The sequence below is a fragment of the Novosphingobium sp. genome (assembly GCF_039595395.1).
In the GTDB taxonomy this organism is placed as follows: Bacteria; Pseudomonadota; Alphaproteobacteria; order Sphingomonadales; family Sphingomonadaceae; genus Novosphingobium.
Genome location: NZ_JBCNLP010000006.1, coordinates 913,566 through 927,694, shown reverse-complemented (window position 1 = coordinate 927,694; position 14,129 = coordinate 913,566). Strand labels below are relative to the sequence as shown.

The 14,129-nt window shown below is 60.5% G+C and carries 11 protein-coding genes; 6 read left to right on the top strand and 5 right to left on the bottom strand.

Annotated elements, in window-relative coordinates; translation table 11 throughout:
• The first annotated feature begins 78 nt into the window (after positions 1-78).
• The 3 genes from ABDW49_RS24055 to ABDW49_RS24045 are packed head-to-tail and all read left to right on the top strand — an operon-like array spanning position 79 to position 1,914.
• On the top strand, positions 79-675 hold the full coding sequence (locus tag ABDW49_RS24055; RefSeq protein WP_343615924.1) for a sigma-70 family RNA polymerase sigma factor: 597 nt from the start codon (positions 79-81) through the stop codon (positions 673-675).
• On the top strand, positions 602-1,678 hold the full coding sequence (locus ABDW49_RS24050) for a FecR domain-containing protein (protein ID WP_343615923.1): 1,077 nt from the start codon (positions 602-604) through the stop codon (positions 1,676-1,678). The genes ABDW49_RS24055 and ABDW49_RS24050 overlap by 74 nt, the downstream gene beginning before the upstream one ends.
• Positions 1,679-1,734: 56 nt before the next feature.
• Entirely contained in the window at positions 1,735-1,914 is a 180-nt protein-coding gene (locus ABDW49_RS24045) for a hypothetical protein (RefSeq protein ID WP_343615921.1), read from the top strand.
• 228 nt (positions 1,915-2,142) lie between these two features.
• On the opposite strand, the gene ABDW49_RS24040 is transcribed toward ABDW49_RS24045, so the two are convergent.
• Positions 2,143-3,141, bottom strand: a complete 999-nt coding sequence (locus ABDW49_RS24040; protein ID WP_343615919.1) for an amidohydrolase family protein — start codon at positions 3,139-3,141, stop codon at positions 2,143-2,145.
• A gap of 85 nt (positions 3,142-3,226) precedes the next feature.
• On the bottom strand, positions 3,227-5,458 hold the full coding sequence (locus tag ABDW49_RS24035) for a TonB-dependent receptor plug domain-containing protein (protein ID WP_343615917.1): 2,232 nt from the start codon (positions 5,456-5,458) through the stop codon (positions 3,227-3,229).
• Between the two features lie 712 nt (positions 5,459-6,170).
• Here ABDW49_RS24035 and ABDW49_RS24030 point away from each other — a divergent pair.
• Both ABDW49_RS24030 and ABDW49_RS24025 read left to right on the top strand, forming a co-directional pair.
• Complete coding sequence (locus ABDW49_RS24030; protein WP_343617380.1) at positions 6,171-6,869, top strand: S41 family peptidase; 699 nt, start codon at positions 6,171-6,173, stop codon at positions 6,867-6,869.
• Positions 6,870-6,977: 108 nt separating this feature from the next.
• Entirely contained in the window at positions 6,978-8,039 is a 1,062-nt protein-coding gene (locus tag ABDW49_RS24025) for a class I SAM-dependent methyltransferase (RefSeq protein ID WP_343615915.1), read from the top strand.
• Positions 8,040-8,175: 136 nt separating this feature from the next.
• On the opposite strand, the gene ABDW49_RS24020 is transcribed toward ABDW49_RS24025, so the two are convergent.
• The gene (locus ABDW49_RS24020) at positions 8,176-9,294 is read right to left on the bottom strand and encodes an aromatic ring-hydroxylating dioxygenase subunit alpha (protein WP_343615913.1); all 1,119 of its coding nucleotides are present in this window, start codon (positions 9,292-9,294) and stop codon (positions 8,176-8,178) included.
• An 88-nt stretch (positions 9,295-9,382) separates the two neighbouring features.
• Between ABDW49_RS24020 and ABDW49_RS24015 the strand changes: the two genes are divergently transcribed.
• On the top strand, positions 9,383-10,345 hold the full coding sequence (locus tag ABDW49_RS24015; protein ID WP_343615911.1) for a LysR family transcriptional regulator: 963 nt from the start codon (positions 9,383-9,385) through the stop codon (positions 10,343-10,345).
• A gap of 72 nt (positions 10,346-10,417) precedes the next feature.
• Here the strand turns inward: ABDW49_RS24015 and ABDW49_RS24010 are convergent, their stop codons facing one another.
• Both ABDW49_RS24010 and ABDW49_RS24005 read right to left on the bottom strand, forming a co-directional pair.
• Positions 10,418-12,727 (bottom strand): TonB-dependent receptor, encoded by a 2,310-nt coding sequence (locus ABDW49_RS24010; protein WP_343615909.1) that lies wholly within the window; start codon positions 12,725-12,727, stop codon positions 10,418-10,420.
• 150 nt (positions 12,728-12,877) lie between these two features.
• The gene (locus ABDW49_RS24005; protein ID WP_343615907.1) at positions 12,878-14,113 is read right to left on the bottom strand and encodes an NAD(P)/FAD-dependent oxidoreductase; all 1,236 of its coding nucleotides are present in this window, start codon (positions 14,111-14,113) and stop codon (positions 12,878-12,880) included.
• Positions 14,114-14,129: the final 16 nt, after the last annotated feature.

Genomic DNA, 14,129 nt, shown 5'->3' with positions numbered 1-14,129 from the left:
ATGGCAGCCGGGCGATCCCTCATGAAAACAGGCACGAATGCTGGTGCGACAGAGGGATTCGCAAAGGAGCATCCTCACGTGACGAACAATCCTGTCCGCTTGCGGCTCGACTGGTTCAAGACCGTCATCCTGCCCCATGAAGCCGCGCTGCGCGGACGGATGCGCCGCGTGCTCAGACAGCGCGAGGATCTCGACGATGTGGTGGCAGAGGTGCTGGCGCGGGCCTATGCGACCGGCGATTTCGCGCGGATCACCTCGGGGCGCGCCTATCTGTTCCAGATCGCCCGCAATCTGCTGATCGACGAGGCGCGCCGGGCGAAAATCGTGGTGCTGGAGGATATTGTCGACCTCGATCTGGTGGCCGATACGCTCTCGGCGGAGCGTCTGCTTCAGGCGCGCGACCAGTTGCGGCGGCTCGAGGCCATTGTGGAGACCCTGCCCCCGCAATGCCGCCGGGCCTTCATCCTGCGCCGTGTTCATGATAGGCCGGTGAAAGAAATAGCAGAAGAGATGGGCTTATCCGTCTTCACAGTCGACAAGCATATTGCCAAAGCGACTCTGAAAGTGATGCAGGCCCTTGGCCAATTCGAGGATGCAAGGTTTGACGACCCCGATCACGTCTGGCCCGCCCCCGTCCGGCCCGACAACTCCCGCTCAGCAACGGGAAGCGATTGAGCAGGAAGCCGCTCGCCTGTTCCATCAGGCGCGTGACAGCGGCAGCGATGAGGCCTGGGCACAGGTCTATCGCTGGGTCGAACAGAGCCCGGCCCATGGCGTGGCCTTCGCCAAGGCCGAAGCCGGCTGGGAAATGGCCGAAGCATTGCGCTCGGGGGGCGTGCAGCATGGGGGTGCCGCGGATGAGCCAACTGCGGATCTGCGGAACCGGGCCGATCGCGAGGAACCATCCGCCCGCACAGGGCCTCGCCTCTCACGCCGCAGCTTCGCGGCGCTGGCGGCGGGCAGCGGGATTGCGGCGGCGGCATCGCTGGGCTTCTGGCATATGCTGGGCGGCCAGCGCTACATCACCAAAGTGGGCGAAGCGCGGCTGATCGAACTGGCCGACGGCAGCAAGGTCCGCCTCAACACCGACAGCGCCATCGACGTCAACCTTGAGGAGCGCAAGCGGACCATCCGCTTTCTGAAGGGGGAGGCACGTTTCGATGTCGCCCATGATCCGAAACGCCCCTTTCTGGTGACCGCACGCGACGGTTCCGTGCAGGCGCTGGGCACGGTTTTCAACCTGCGCCAGCGCAAGGATTTCACCGAGGTGACCGTGATCGAGGGACAAGTCGCGGTGATCGATCAAGGCGCGCCTGCCACCACCGTTCCGGCAGGCACCGCCGCGATGATCCGCGCCGCCGCGGTCTCGGTGATCAGGCTGGCGCCGAGCGATCTCGACCGGCGCACGGCCTGGCAGCAGGGGCAGATCCATCTGGAGGGCGAAACGCTCTCGCAGGCGGTGGATGAGTTCAACCGCTATCGCACCAAGCCGCTGGTGATCGGCGACCCGGATCTGGCCAGCCTGCGGATGGGCGGCATGTTTTCCGCGACCCATTCCGACGATTTCGTCGAGGCACTCAAACAGTCTTTCGGCATTCGCGTGATGGCAGGCAGCGATGGCGCCGTGATCCTGCTGCCGGAGAATGGGAAATCGCCGCTGGATCACGGATCTGTATAGAACAAGCTAATAGCCAATGATCCGAAGCAGGTTCTGATCAGCCATGGCTTACGCCGATGTCCTCAAGCCATTTTTTTGGCGACGCCGAAGCTGCGGAGACCATGTCCTTGTCCGGGCATCCGCAGCAAATCTTTTCAGATCCCTCAAACAAGCAGCCCACTGCCCGCGTGGAGCTTGCGGCCTGCACCGATGTCGATGCCTATACCACCCATGCCAGCATCGGTTTTAGAAATTAGCTCCGAACCGGTCCCTAAGCCGCTCTGACACCTGCAAGTTGGCAGCCAGGCCTGTCGCGGACTTAACTGGAAGCCACACCCCATCGGCCGCCCTGGGTCCTCCTGCCCAAATCTTTCCCCCGCCCTCTCCTGCTGGCAAAGATCGTGTGCAGGCTGTTTTTTGGCAGCCAGGATAGGAGCAGCCATTTTACTCTTCCGAGGCAATTGCTGAATGCTGGCCCTGATTGCCTACCCGCCTTTGGCTATGTGATCCAGTCGCAGAAACCGTGCCGCGTTGTTATAGAGAATGTCGCGCTTCTGCTCTGAAGTCAGGTAATCCGCATTCTGCACGATACCGATCGAATAAGCCATCAACCCCGGCCAGGCCAGTTGATCGGTGCCGAACATCACCCGATCCTCGAAACCAGCCTCAACAATCCGCTGGATGTAGCGGTTCACCTCTTTCAACGGATAGCTCCAGATCAGCCCGGCGATATCGACATAGACATGGCTGTTGGCCTGAAGCAGGGTCAGCATGTTGTCGATCATCGGATAGCCGGCATGCATCACCTGCACCCGCAGGCGTGGATGGCGCGCCAGCAATTCCTCCAGCAGCAACGGATTTCCTGCCGAGCCGCGGAAGGCAGGCATCGCCACATTGGCCCGCCCCGATCCGCCCGTGCCCATGTGAATGGCGACGGGAACATCCAGCTTTTCGGCCAGCGCGAAATAGGAATCCACGCTCATGTCGCTGGGCGATGTGCCCTGATATTGCAGGCCGATTTCGCCCATCACCTTGAAGCCGTCGCGCGTGAAAGCGATGTTGAGCATCTTGAGCTGCTCGGACGCAGGCGGTGTGCCGGAGCCGGTCTGGAAGGCGGTTCCAGGGATGACACGCCCAGGGGGAGCGGCCTCCTGCCATTTTTTCACCTCCTCGGGCTGACCGAAGACCACGCCAATGACATTCAGCCGCTCCATCTCCGCCAGCACATCCTTGCGATATTCGCCCTTTTTCGCCGGATAGAGTTTGGGCGTGCAATCCTCCTGAGACCAGCCAAAGGAAGCTTCCTTGCCGTCACGCGGGTCGGAGGCGAGGAACTTCGACTGGTTGGGGCAGACCGGCTGAGCCCATGGCGCATCCTCCATGGCATGCATATGCACATCGATCACCGGAGCGCGCTCGCTGCCGGTGTTCTGCGCGAAGGCGGCCGGGGCGCCGAGCCAGCTCAGGGCCGTCAGCGCGGCCATGGCACAAGATCCTGCTCGCATTGCTTGTCTCCTGATGGGAAGAAAGGGCAGCCGCGCCCGCCATTGGCGCGGCTGCCCATAAGGGTCAGTAATGGAAACCCGCGCGCAGCCCGAAGGTGCGCGGATCGGACATGGTGACCGAGCTGGCGCTGCCAGCGACCAGCGAGACATTGTTTTCGATGTTCTTGATATAGGCGCTCAGATACCAGCGGTGGCCGGGCGCATTGTAGGTGACGCTGGCCTGGGTCTTGGTCTGGGCCGGGGTCCACAATTTCAGCCAATAGGGTCCGTTGTCCCCGAAGACAGTCACCGAATAGGCGGTGGACAGGCGCGTGCCCACATTCAGTTGCACATCACCCTCGCCCACCGGCACCAGATAGCTGGCATTGACGTAAATGACGCGCGAGGGCGTGCGATCCAGCTTCTGCCCGGCATAATTGGCCAGCTGGCCGCTGGAATTGACGGTGCAATTGCCGGAACTGTCCAGGCCGCTGGGGCAGAACTGGCGGTAATGGCCGTCGGTCAGGTCGATGCCGGTGGTCAGGTTGAAGTTGTGAACGGGGGTGAACTGCGCCTCGAATTCCCAGCCCAGCACCGATGCCCGGCCGGCATTGGTGGTGATCGTCTGATTGGCGCCATTGACCGGCACGATGGCGCTCAATTGCAGGTTCTTGTAATCATAGTAGAACAGATTGGTGTCGATCTTCACACCGGGGACAATCGTGCCGCGAAAGCCCAGCTCATAATCGATCAGGGTTTCAGGTTGGTAATAGATCGCATGCTGATCACCCAACGCATAGTTGCAGCGCTCGCCCTGGGTTGTCACCAGTGACTGGCCTGCAGCCCCGCTGGAGCAGCCGTCGCCAAAGCCACCCTCCTTGTAGCCGCTGGCCACCGAGCCATAGAGCAGGCCACGCCCGATATCGGCATCGAAACCGCCGCGCCACGTGACCTTGTTGCTCTTGATTTCGCCGTCATTGACATAGCTACGGTCAGCCGCGCCCGGCGTGAGGTTGTAGAGTCCGCCAGCATAGACGTTCGAACCCAGGCTGTTGATGTGCACCGTATGGCCATAGCGACTAAGGTCGTCGGCCGTGTAGCGCACGCCCGCCGTCAGACGGATATGATCGGTCACCTTGTAGGTGCCCTGGGTGAAGGCCCCCTTGGTGGCCGAAATCGTGTGCTGGGGGAAGCCATAGATATAGGTGTTGCCAAAAGCGGCAGGCGCCAGATTGTAGATGTAATAGGCGATGCGCGATTCCTCGCGGAAGTAATAGAGGCCGCCCTGAATCTTCAGCGGCCCCTGCCCTGTGCTGGCCAGACGCAGTTCATGCGATTGCTGCGTATAGTCACCGTTGAAGGTGCCCGGAAGATTGACGCCGATCAGCGCATTGCTGTTTTCCTTAGCATTGTATTGCCGCACCGAACCCAGATAGGTTCCCTTGAGCGGGCCAAAATTATAGTTCAGTTCGGCATCCACATTGTAGGCAATGTCGTTCACATCGGGCTTGGAGGAATTGACGTTGCCGCCGCCATACTGATTGGGAGAGATCCCTGTCGGCAAAGGCGTGTTGAACGAGGCAGAGGCCAGCGTGCTGGTCAGCGCCTGGCTGGTGTTGCCAATCGGCGCCCAGGTGGCGGTGCGTGGCGAACCGGCGGTGGCACCGGACTGGATGTTATAGAAATTGCTGGTCGGCAAAGAAGAATCGCGCGATCCATTCAGCTTGGAATAGGCTCCGCGCAGCAGAAGGTCGCCATTCTCGCCCAGCTTGAAGAGGCCCTGTAGGCGCACACTGATATTCGTGCGGAAGTTCTTGTTGAAATAGGGGTCATTGCTGGCCGGTTTGGTGTAGGTGTCGCGCGAGTCATAGTTAACCGACAGGCGGAAGGCCGCCCAATCCGTCGCCTGAGCGTTGAAGAAGGCATCGGCATTGATGGCATTGTAATTGCCATATCCGATATTTCCTCCCGCCGAGAGCTTGCCGAATTCAGGCTTGTTGGTGATGACATTGATCACGCCAGCCGTGGTGTTACGGCCATAGAGCGTGCCCTGTGGGCCCTTGAGAACCTCGATATGGTTGATGTCGAGAAAGCTGACATCGGCCTCCTGTGGGCGGGCGATGTAGATGCCGTCAAGCAGGAAGGCGGCGGAAGGATTGCCTTTTTCGGTGCCGTCGGTGCTGGTTACGCCGCGGATGGTGATCTGCAGGCCATTGGTGCGATCGATCGAAAGATTGGGCACCTGTTCGCCCAGATTGGCAGGATTGGCGATGCCCTTGCTGCGCAAGCCGTCGCCGGAAATCGCAGTGATGGCCACCGGTGTCTTGGACAGTAACGTGCTTTCCCGCGTGGCAGTAACGATGATGTCACCGTCCGACCGTGTCTCATTTGTTTGGGCATAGGCGTTCGAAGACGCAACAATGGATATGGCGGATACAAGGCCCGCCAGGGCAGTTCTCTGCATTTTCCCCTCTCCCAGTCGGCATTCACGTTTCTCGTGATCTGCCTTTACATAGGTTTTACAGCGGAGGTTTCCTGTCAAGGCCGCGAAACAACGCGCCAAAATCTGTGACAATTTGGCACCTTACGCTGCGAATATAATTCGCATAAAATACATACAGATAACCATCCAACTGGACGATTATGGCCAACAGGCTGCTCTTGCAGCGGCAAATGAATTCCTATGCGTGATCTTCGACCATGCGCCCCGCTTGCCGCGAATTTGCCCCGAGGAGAGCCCTGCTCGGAGTCGCCGTCGTACCAGAAGGCCGATCCCGGTCGGCATCATCGAGGCCATCACCATGCGCGAACATACTGCCACTCCCAGTCCTGGACCCAACTCTCGACAGCAGCCATCCATTCACATTACAGCCACTTGCCAAGTCAGACGGAGGTGAGACTGACATGCCTGGATCGGGTTCGCTCCAGGGCATCGGGCGAAAAACGGCCAAGCCGCCAATCCAAACGCAAACCCCTCTAGGCACAGAAGATTTTTGGTAGGATATCACAGTATCCACGATAGCTGTGTGATGCTCGAGATCGGGCTTTTGGGAAAGGCTTCCAGCATGAAGGCCCTGCGTTTAGGTCTATTCGCAAACCTGCTTCTCGGCAGCGCGGTGGGATCCACCCTGCATGCGCAGACCGCTGCTTCTGTTCCGACGCTTACTGCGCAAGATCGCAGCGAGATCGTCGCCGGCCTCGCGCAGGCTTTGCGCCAACGCTATGTCTTCCCCGATATTGGAGAGCGCGCGGCTAACGCCATCACCACCTCGTTGGCCACCGGCTCTTATGATGCCCAGCCTGACCTGGTGGCCTTTACCGCAAGGCTGTCATCAGACGTTGATGCCATCGCCCATGACAAGCATTTGCAGGTATGGTCACTGGCTGCCGGACCGCCGCATCCGGCAACCGCCGCTCCGGTGCCCCGCAATGAGGCCGGGATCGTTCGCGCCGATTGGCTGGCGGGTGGCATTGGCTATATCCAGATCACGGCCTTTTTCCCAAAACCGATGTTTAAAGAGGCGCTCGACAAGGTGATGACCAGCCTAAAGGGCTGCAGAGCCTTGATTATCGACGACCGTGGCAACCATGGCGGCCAACCGGATTCGGTGGCCTATCTGGTCAGCTTCCTTGTCGCGCGTGGGACACTCATCGTAGGAAAACCGCCGTGGAGGTTCCAGCTTTCGGCTTCCCACAAGGCAGTGTTGCAAAAGGCAGGCGTCCCATAGGCGACGTTATGGCAGCCAGGGTCAGCTTGCGTCGATTATGCTATCATCCGGCCAATCGAGCGTTCTGTGGAGTCGCGCGTGACGCGACCTCAAGGAAGGAGCGAAATCATGCCGCCCATCATCGATGAAACAAAGCTACACGCGTTCGTTGGAAAGATGCTCGGCGATCTGGGCGGTGCGATGAGCGTGCCGACGGTTCGCATCGGCATGCGGCTCGGCCTGTTCGATGCCTTGGCCCGGTCGCCCGCCAGCGCGCAGGAACTGGCCGTAAGGGCAGGCGGCCTGCATGACCGCTATGTCCGCGAATGGGCGCTCGCGCAGGCTGCGAACGGCTATGTGGAGTTCGACCCGGCCTCGGATCGGTTCAGCCTGTCGCCGGAACAGGCCATGGTTTTCGTCAACCGGGACAGCCCGGTCTACCTTGCCGGAGCCTTCGAGCTTGTGGCGGCGATGATCGAGGCGGAAGCCAAGGTCGAGGACTGTTTCCGCCATGGCACAGGCGTGCGCTGGGGCGATCATGCCGGCTGTCTGTTTTGCGCGACGGGTGCTTTCTTCCGGCCCGGATACGTCAACAACATCGTTCAGAACTGGATTCCGGCGCTGAATGGCATGGAGGCACGCCTTCGCGGCGGCGCCAAGGTCGCGGATGTCGGATGCGGTGTCGGTTTCTCGACCCTGCTGATGGCCGAGGCCTATCCGGAAAGCCGGTTCATCGGCTTTGACTTCCATGCACCCTCGATCGAGGAGGCAAGGCGACATGCACAGGACCATGGCCTTGCTGACCGCGTCACATTCGAAGTGGCGGCGGCGAAGGACATTACCGAAGACGGCTTCGACCTGATCACGATGTATGATTGCCTGCACGACATGGGCGATCCACGCGGTTGCGCCATCCACATGCGCCGGATCCTTGCGGATGGTGGCATCTGGATGGTCGTCGAGCCCATTGCCGGCGACGCGCCAGCCGATAATCTGAATCCCGTGGGGCGGCTCTATTACAATGCCTCCACCATGATTTGCGTGCCGACATCGCTGGATCAGGAGGTCGGTGAAGCGCTCGGGGCCCAAGCCGGAGAACAAAGGCTGGCCCGGATTATGCGCGAGGGCGGCTTTGCAAGCGTGCGACGTGCCACCCAAGGCCCGTTCAACATGGTGCTGGAGGCGCGCTGATCGGGATCATGAGGTTATGCGGCCGGCCCTCGGTCAGGGGCCGTTGACATAGCAGACCTTCACGGCGCTGAATGGAGGGCTCGAAATCCGCTCTCCATTCAGCGCGACACTGCCGCGCAAAATTGCTGATCTTATTTCAATTTTCCGCAGAACCGGCCTGCCCGACCGCGAATTGTTCCCCTCCTTCGCTTGACACCAGATTGACCTGCCCATTGGCCCCATCGTTGCGCAGCAGGTTCCGAATGAACTGGCGCGTAAATCGCCCTCCCACATCGCTTGCAATGTCCATGATCGGCCGCTCCGGGCTCTGCTCAATCCGGCGCTGCTGCAGCTCGAGGACGATCTGATCTTCCTCAAAGGTTCGGGCCGTCTGCTCGAAAACAAGATCGGGTATGTCACCGGTGGTCACGTTTGTTGCCATCGACCAGAAATAGTGCGTGGTGCTTTCCGTCTCCGGTGTGATCCCGTGGAAACCACGCATCGAAAACCCATGCTCGCGCTTGCCGTCATAGGCTCCAGTGCCTTCGTCGCAGGCACCAGTATGGATACGGATCAAAATCGGCTCAAACTCGATCTCCTGCCAGCGATCAACAAGCCCCTTGAAGCCTTTTGCGGCAACATAGGTCGGAGGAGGCACGGAAGCGGGCATGCGTCGCTCGACACGCACCCCATTGGGCTGTCGGGTCGCCACAGTCCTAGTTTTGAAATGCAGTTCCGGATTACCCCCGATCGTATGGGGATGAATATAGGGGAGATGGGAGAGGTCCATCAAATTGTCGATCAGCAACTGCCAGTTGCCCTTCACATGGAAATGAGCGCCGCGCCACGCCCAGACTGGATCGCGATGGAAGGCATAGTCGGGGATCGCGTTCTCATCGGCCCTTTCGGCGTCGCCCATCCAGATCCACAGCATCGCATCGCGCTCGACCAGCGGAAAACTGCGCACCTTGGCAGTGGCAGGGATCTTGTCCTGCGCCGGAATATGCGTGCACCGGCCATGTGTGCCAAATTCCAGTCCATGATAAAGGCAGCGCAAGGCTTCGCCATCCACAACACCAGCGCTCAACGGCATGGCGCGATGAACGCAGCGATCTTCCAGAGCCCCCACCTGGCCGGAAGCGGTGCGAAACAGGGCGACAGGCTGACCAAGGAAGGTGCGCCCCAAACGCTCGCCTGATTTCAGCTCATCCGCCCAACCCGCAACATACCAGGCATTGTGGACAAAGGGCGGCAGGGTTTGATCGCGCAGACTCATCGGTCATCCTCTCATTCGATGCGGCCGAGATTAGCGCCCCTCTCACTGATTGGTGTAACTGCTTATCCGGATAAGCTATATTAGTAGGATGGATTACCGCAGACTCGACCTTAACCTGCTTGTCGTGCTCGACAGCCTTCTTGAGGAAAGGGGCGTCAACGCGACAGCACGCCGCCTGGGCATGAGCCAGCCCAATGTAAGCTTTGCCTTGAACAAGCTGCGCAGCTTCTTCGCCGATGACCTGCTGGTTCGCCAGGGCAATGCCATGGCGCCCACCGCCATGGCCGAGCGCATGCGCGAGCCGGTCCGCCGTATCCTGAACACTGTCGACAAGGAACTGCTTGCCCAGCCCGGCTTCGATCCGGCACGCTCCGAACACCGCTTTGCGATCAGCACATCGGACATTGGCGAGTTGGTGTTCCTGCCCCGACTGATTTCCGAGCTTGAACGCCGCGCGCCGGGCATCACCTTGCGATGCCACTCGCTGCCTCCCGCCGAACTTGAGCGCGCGATGGCGGATGGGACGGTCGATCTGGCTCTGGGCTATTTTCCCGATCTCCAGGGTAGCGCCTTCATGACGCAAAAGCTCTTCGATCACCCCTTCGTCTGCATCGCCCGCGCCGAGCATCCCAAGATCCGGGATGTGCTCGATCTCGAAACTTTTCTGTCACTGGGCCATATCGTCGTTGCGCAGAAAGGTCGAAGCCAGGAGCTGTTTGAAGCGCGCTTGAGACATCTGGGCCTGTCACGCAGGGTCGTGCTTGAATCGCCCCATTTCATGAGTGTTCCGCTGCTCGTCGCCGGATCGGATCTGATCTCGACGGTTCCCTATGCGGTTGGTGAGTTGTTTGCCTCCATGGCGCACTTGCGCCTCATCGCCCCGCCCTTCGACACAAGGCTGATCGAGTTGAAGCAATTCTGGCATCGCAGCCATCATCGGGACCCGGCGGCGACCTGGCTCAGGACCCTGATCGCGGAACTTTTTATCGGGCGCGACACGCCCATGACAGGCATGCTGACAGCAAGCGCCGCTTTGCCCGACAAGCCTTGATCCGGCCGGGATTGCCTGCCGTCTACGTACCGATTGCGCGGACAGGTTTTCTCCCCTGCCCGCGCGAGCATGTCAAAAACGGTAGGAGGCGCGCAAGCCATAGGTACGCGGCGGGCGCAACTGGTTGTAGAGTACGCCATTCTTGACCGGGCTTTGGAAGGCCGCAGCAAAGATCGTGTTGTTTTCCAGATTGTTCACGAAGGCTGCCAGCGTCAGTTTGCCGTTCGCCGGCTCGAATTCGATCCGCGCGTCGGAGGTGGTGTAGGTGCCCTGATAGCCAGCCGAAAGATAGTCGATCGAGACATAGCTGCCCGTCTGGATACGGCTGTTCGCCGCGAAGGTCAGATGGCTGCCGTCCCCGAGCGTGACATGGTGTTCATAGCCCATGTTGAACGTCCAGTCCGGCGCGTTGGCCAAGGGCTTGCCGGAGCAGTCGACGCTGTAGATGGCCGCGCCGCTGCTCGCGCCGATGAGGCTCGTCGGGGCGACCGCGCAGCCCACGGCAGGCGCACCGCCGGTGGCCGAATAGGCATTGTAGCGGAAGGTGCGATAACGGGCATGAAGCCACTGGACATCGGCGGTGAAGAGATTGGCCGCGTCAGGCTTGAAGACCAGCTCAGCCTCGACGCCATGCAGACGCGCAGAGCCCGCGTTTTCCGTGAGAAACACCGGAGCATAGATGGCGCCAGCCGGGCTGGTGGCGATCTGGACCGGGCCGAGGTGGGAAATCTGCTGGTTCTTGTAATCCCACAGGAAGGCTTCGAAATTGAGTTGCAGCCGGTTGTCGAGGAACCGGTTCTTCGACCCCAGCGTGTAGGCGGTCAGGTTTTCGGGCTGCGAGCTGTTGTTCGTTTGCGCCGCGTAAAGCGCACCCGATTTGAAGCCGGTCGCCACCGAGGCATACAGCAGGCTGCGCGGACCGGCATCAAATTCCGCGCCAGCCTTCCATGTTGCCTTGCGGAAATGCACGTCGCTGATCGCCTGCGACGTGACGGGATTAAAGATGGGTGTGAAATTGCCCGTGGCCGGACTGACGAAACCCACGAAGGGGGAATTTACGACAGCGCTGTTCTGCGTTTTGTGATCGTCGGTATAGCGCAAGCCTCCGGTCAGGCGAAATTTGGGCGCCACGGTGACGGTTGCCTGGCCAAATGCGGCAAGGCTCTGTGTGGCAAGGTTCGGCGTCACCAGCAGGATGTTCGATCCCTGGTTGTAGTTCTGGCTGGCGTGAACACGCTCGTCAAAGAAGTAGCCACCCACAACCCAGTTGAGCATGCCCTTACTGTTGGCCAGCCGGGCCTCCACCGAACTCTGATGGGTGTATTCTTGATCGCGGATGTAAAAGCCCGAGGCATAGGACAGAAAGTTGAGATCGGTCTCGCGGAAGGCGGGAATGACCGTTAATTTGGCGAACCCCAACTCCTGGTTCACCGTCAGCGCGGCGCCGTAGAAATTGTTGCTCTGAAAGCCATTGGGCTGGGTAACGACCTGAGGCACAGGCGCCGTGGGGCTGGCGGCCAGATAGGCCGCGACGACGGCGGGATCGCTGGGCCCCAGGCGTCCGTTGCCGATCAGCGGCATGATCGTGCCACCCGATCCCTTGCCGCCGACATGGCCATAATCGAGCATCAGCGTCGCATCGAAACCGGTGCGGGAATCGAACTTGAGCTGCGCGCGGGCGGCCTGGGTGTTCTCGTCATCGTAACCGTCGCTGTAGTAACCGTCATGGCTGGCATGCTGGCCCGAAACGCGCAAAGCCCATCTGTCACCGATGGGCAGGTTGACGGCACCTGACACCTTCACCGCATTATAGTTGCCATACTCGCCGTTCACAAAGCCCGAGGTCTCGCCCAGCCTGGGCTTGGCCGTGATGACATTGACCGCGCCGCCCGAGGCATTGCGCCCGTAAAGCGTGCCCTGCGGTCCCTTGAGCACCTCCATGCGTTCAAGGTCGTAGAACAGCGCGGCAGGGGCGGCGGGGCGCGACAGATAGATGCCGTCCAGATTGAAGGCGACGCCCTGATCGGCGAAGGCATTGGCGCCGAAGGTACCGATGCCGCGCAGATAGATCTGCGTATAGGAGGCCGCCGGCGCGATCTGCAAAGCGGGCACCAGCCGCGTCAGATCGGTGGCCTGACTGATCGATTGCTTGACCAGTGCATCTCCGGCCACCGCGCTGACCGCCAGAGCGGTCTTCTGGAGATTTTCCGACCGGCGCTGCGCGGTGACGATGATCTCCTGAATACCGTGATCGGCCCCGTCCGACTTGGCGGAGCGTGCCACGTCTGACGGCGCATCCGTGACGGTCTGGGCCTGAACCGGCGCGGTCAGAACAACCGGCGCCAGCAAGGTTGACGCAATTAGAGCTGTTTTCAGCCTCATGATCCTCTCCCCTTTTTTGTTGAATGCAGAATGGCAACATGAATGCCATCATCAAAATTTTTTGATTTTATGGTCATCCAATCATGAAACGAATAGATCCACCTGGGCCTTCATGCCCAAAGCGATCACGCTCCCGAAGGCTTGCCCGCGTCAGGATATCTGTGCCTGCACCCGCTTGTGCACCGGCACATAGGGCGGCGCGTCCTCGATCTCGGCGAGTTGCGACAGGATGTGCCTGGGCATGTCGTCGCCCACCATCTTCTGCAGGAAGGGCGTATGATCAAACACCCAGTCCCGCAGCGGGCGCAACCAGCGGGGGCAGTGATGGAAGATCTTGCCCGTAAAATAGGCGCCCTGAGTGACCTGCACGGTGTGCGGGATCCGCCGTTTTTCAAAGGCCAGCAAAGCGGACCGGACCGCACCTGTATCCGCCATGTCGATCGCAGCCAGTTCGCGCGCCAGAAAATAGCCATCCTCGATCGACATGCCTGCGCCATAGGCGGCATAGGGAGAGGTTGGATGCGCCGCATCGCCCACCAGCGCGATGCGCCCCTTGCTCCACGCGCGCAAAGGCGGCCGATCACGGATTTCCCAGCGCTGCATATGCTCAAGCGGGGTCGCTTCCAGCAGATCCCGCACGGTCTTGGGAAAGCCGCGAGCCCGCTCACGGCAAAAGCCGATCAGGTCCGACGGTGGCGCAGCCGATGGATCGCAGGCTTCCAGAACCCACCATTCATAGCCCCATTTGCCCTCGTGCCGGATCGGCGTGTAGCTGACCTGGGTGGTGCGGTTGTGGGCAATGATGCCCACGCCCTCGGGCTCCTTGTCGAGGAACAGATAGCCCCCCACCAGATGGAGGCGCTGATGCCGGATCGGCTCGTCACCCCACAGATGCTTGCGGACAAAGGAGTTGATGCCATCGGCTCCGACCAGCACATCGGCATCATGAACCGTGCCATTGGCGAAGGTCAGGCGCACGCTGTCGCCCCTGTCCTCGACCGACACCACATGATGGTCCAGCTTCAGAACACCGGGCGGAAGAGCATCGATCATCCGCTGGTACAGGCCCCAGCGCAGCAGGCCGATGAAGCCACCACCATATTCGGCCTCAACCTCTTCGGGCAACTGAACATCGGCGCGGCGCTTGCCCTTGGCGTTCTCGAAATAGGTGTGGCACGGCGCGCCCAAATCCTGCGTATCAACGCCAATCAGCTTGAGCACCTTCTGCGGCGGCGGCCAGAGATTGAGAATATTGCCCGCCGCCTTGATCTCCCTTGCTCGCTCGAAAAGCGTCACATCGAAACCCAGCCTGATGGCGGCAAGCGCGGTGGCCATACCAGCCGGCCCCGCTCCGACAATTGCAATGCGCCCCTTAGGTATCGTCATACGCTGTCCCTCCCCG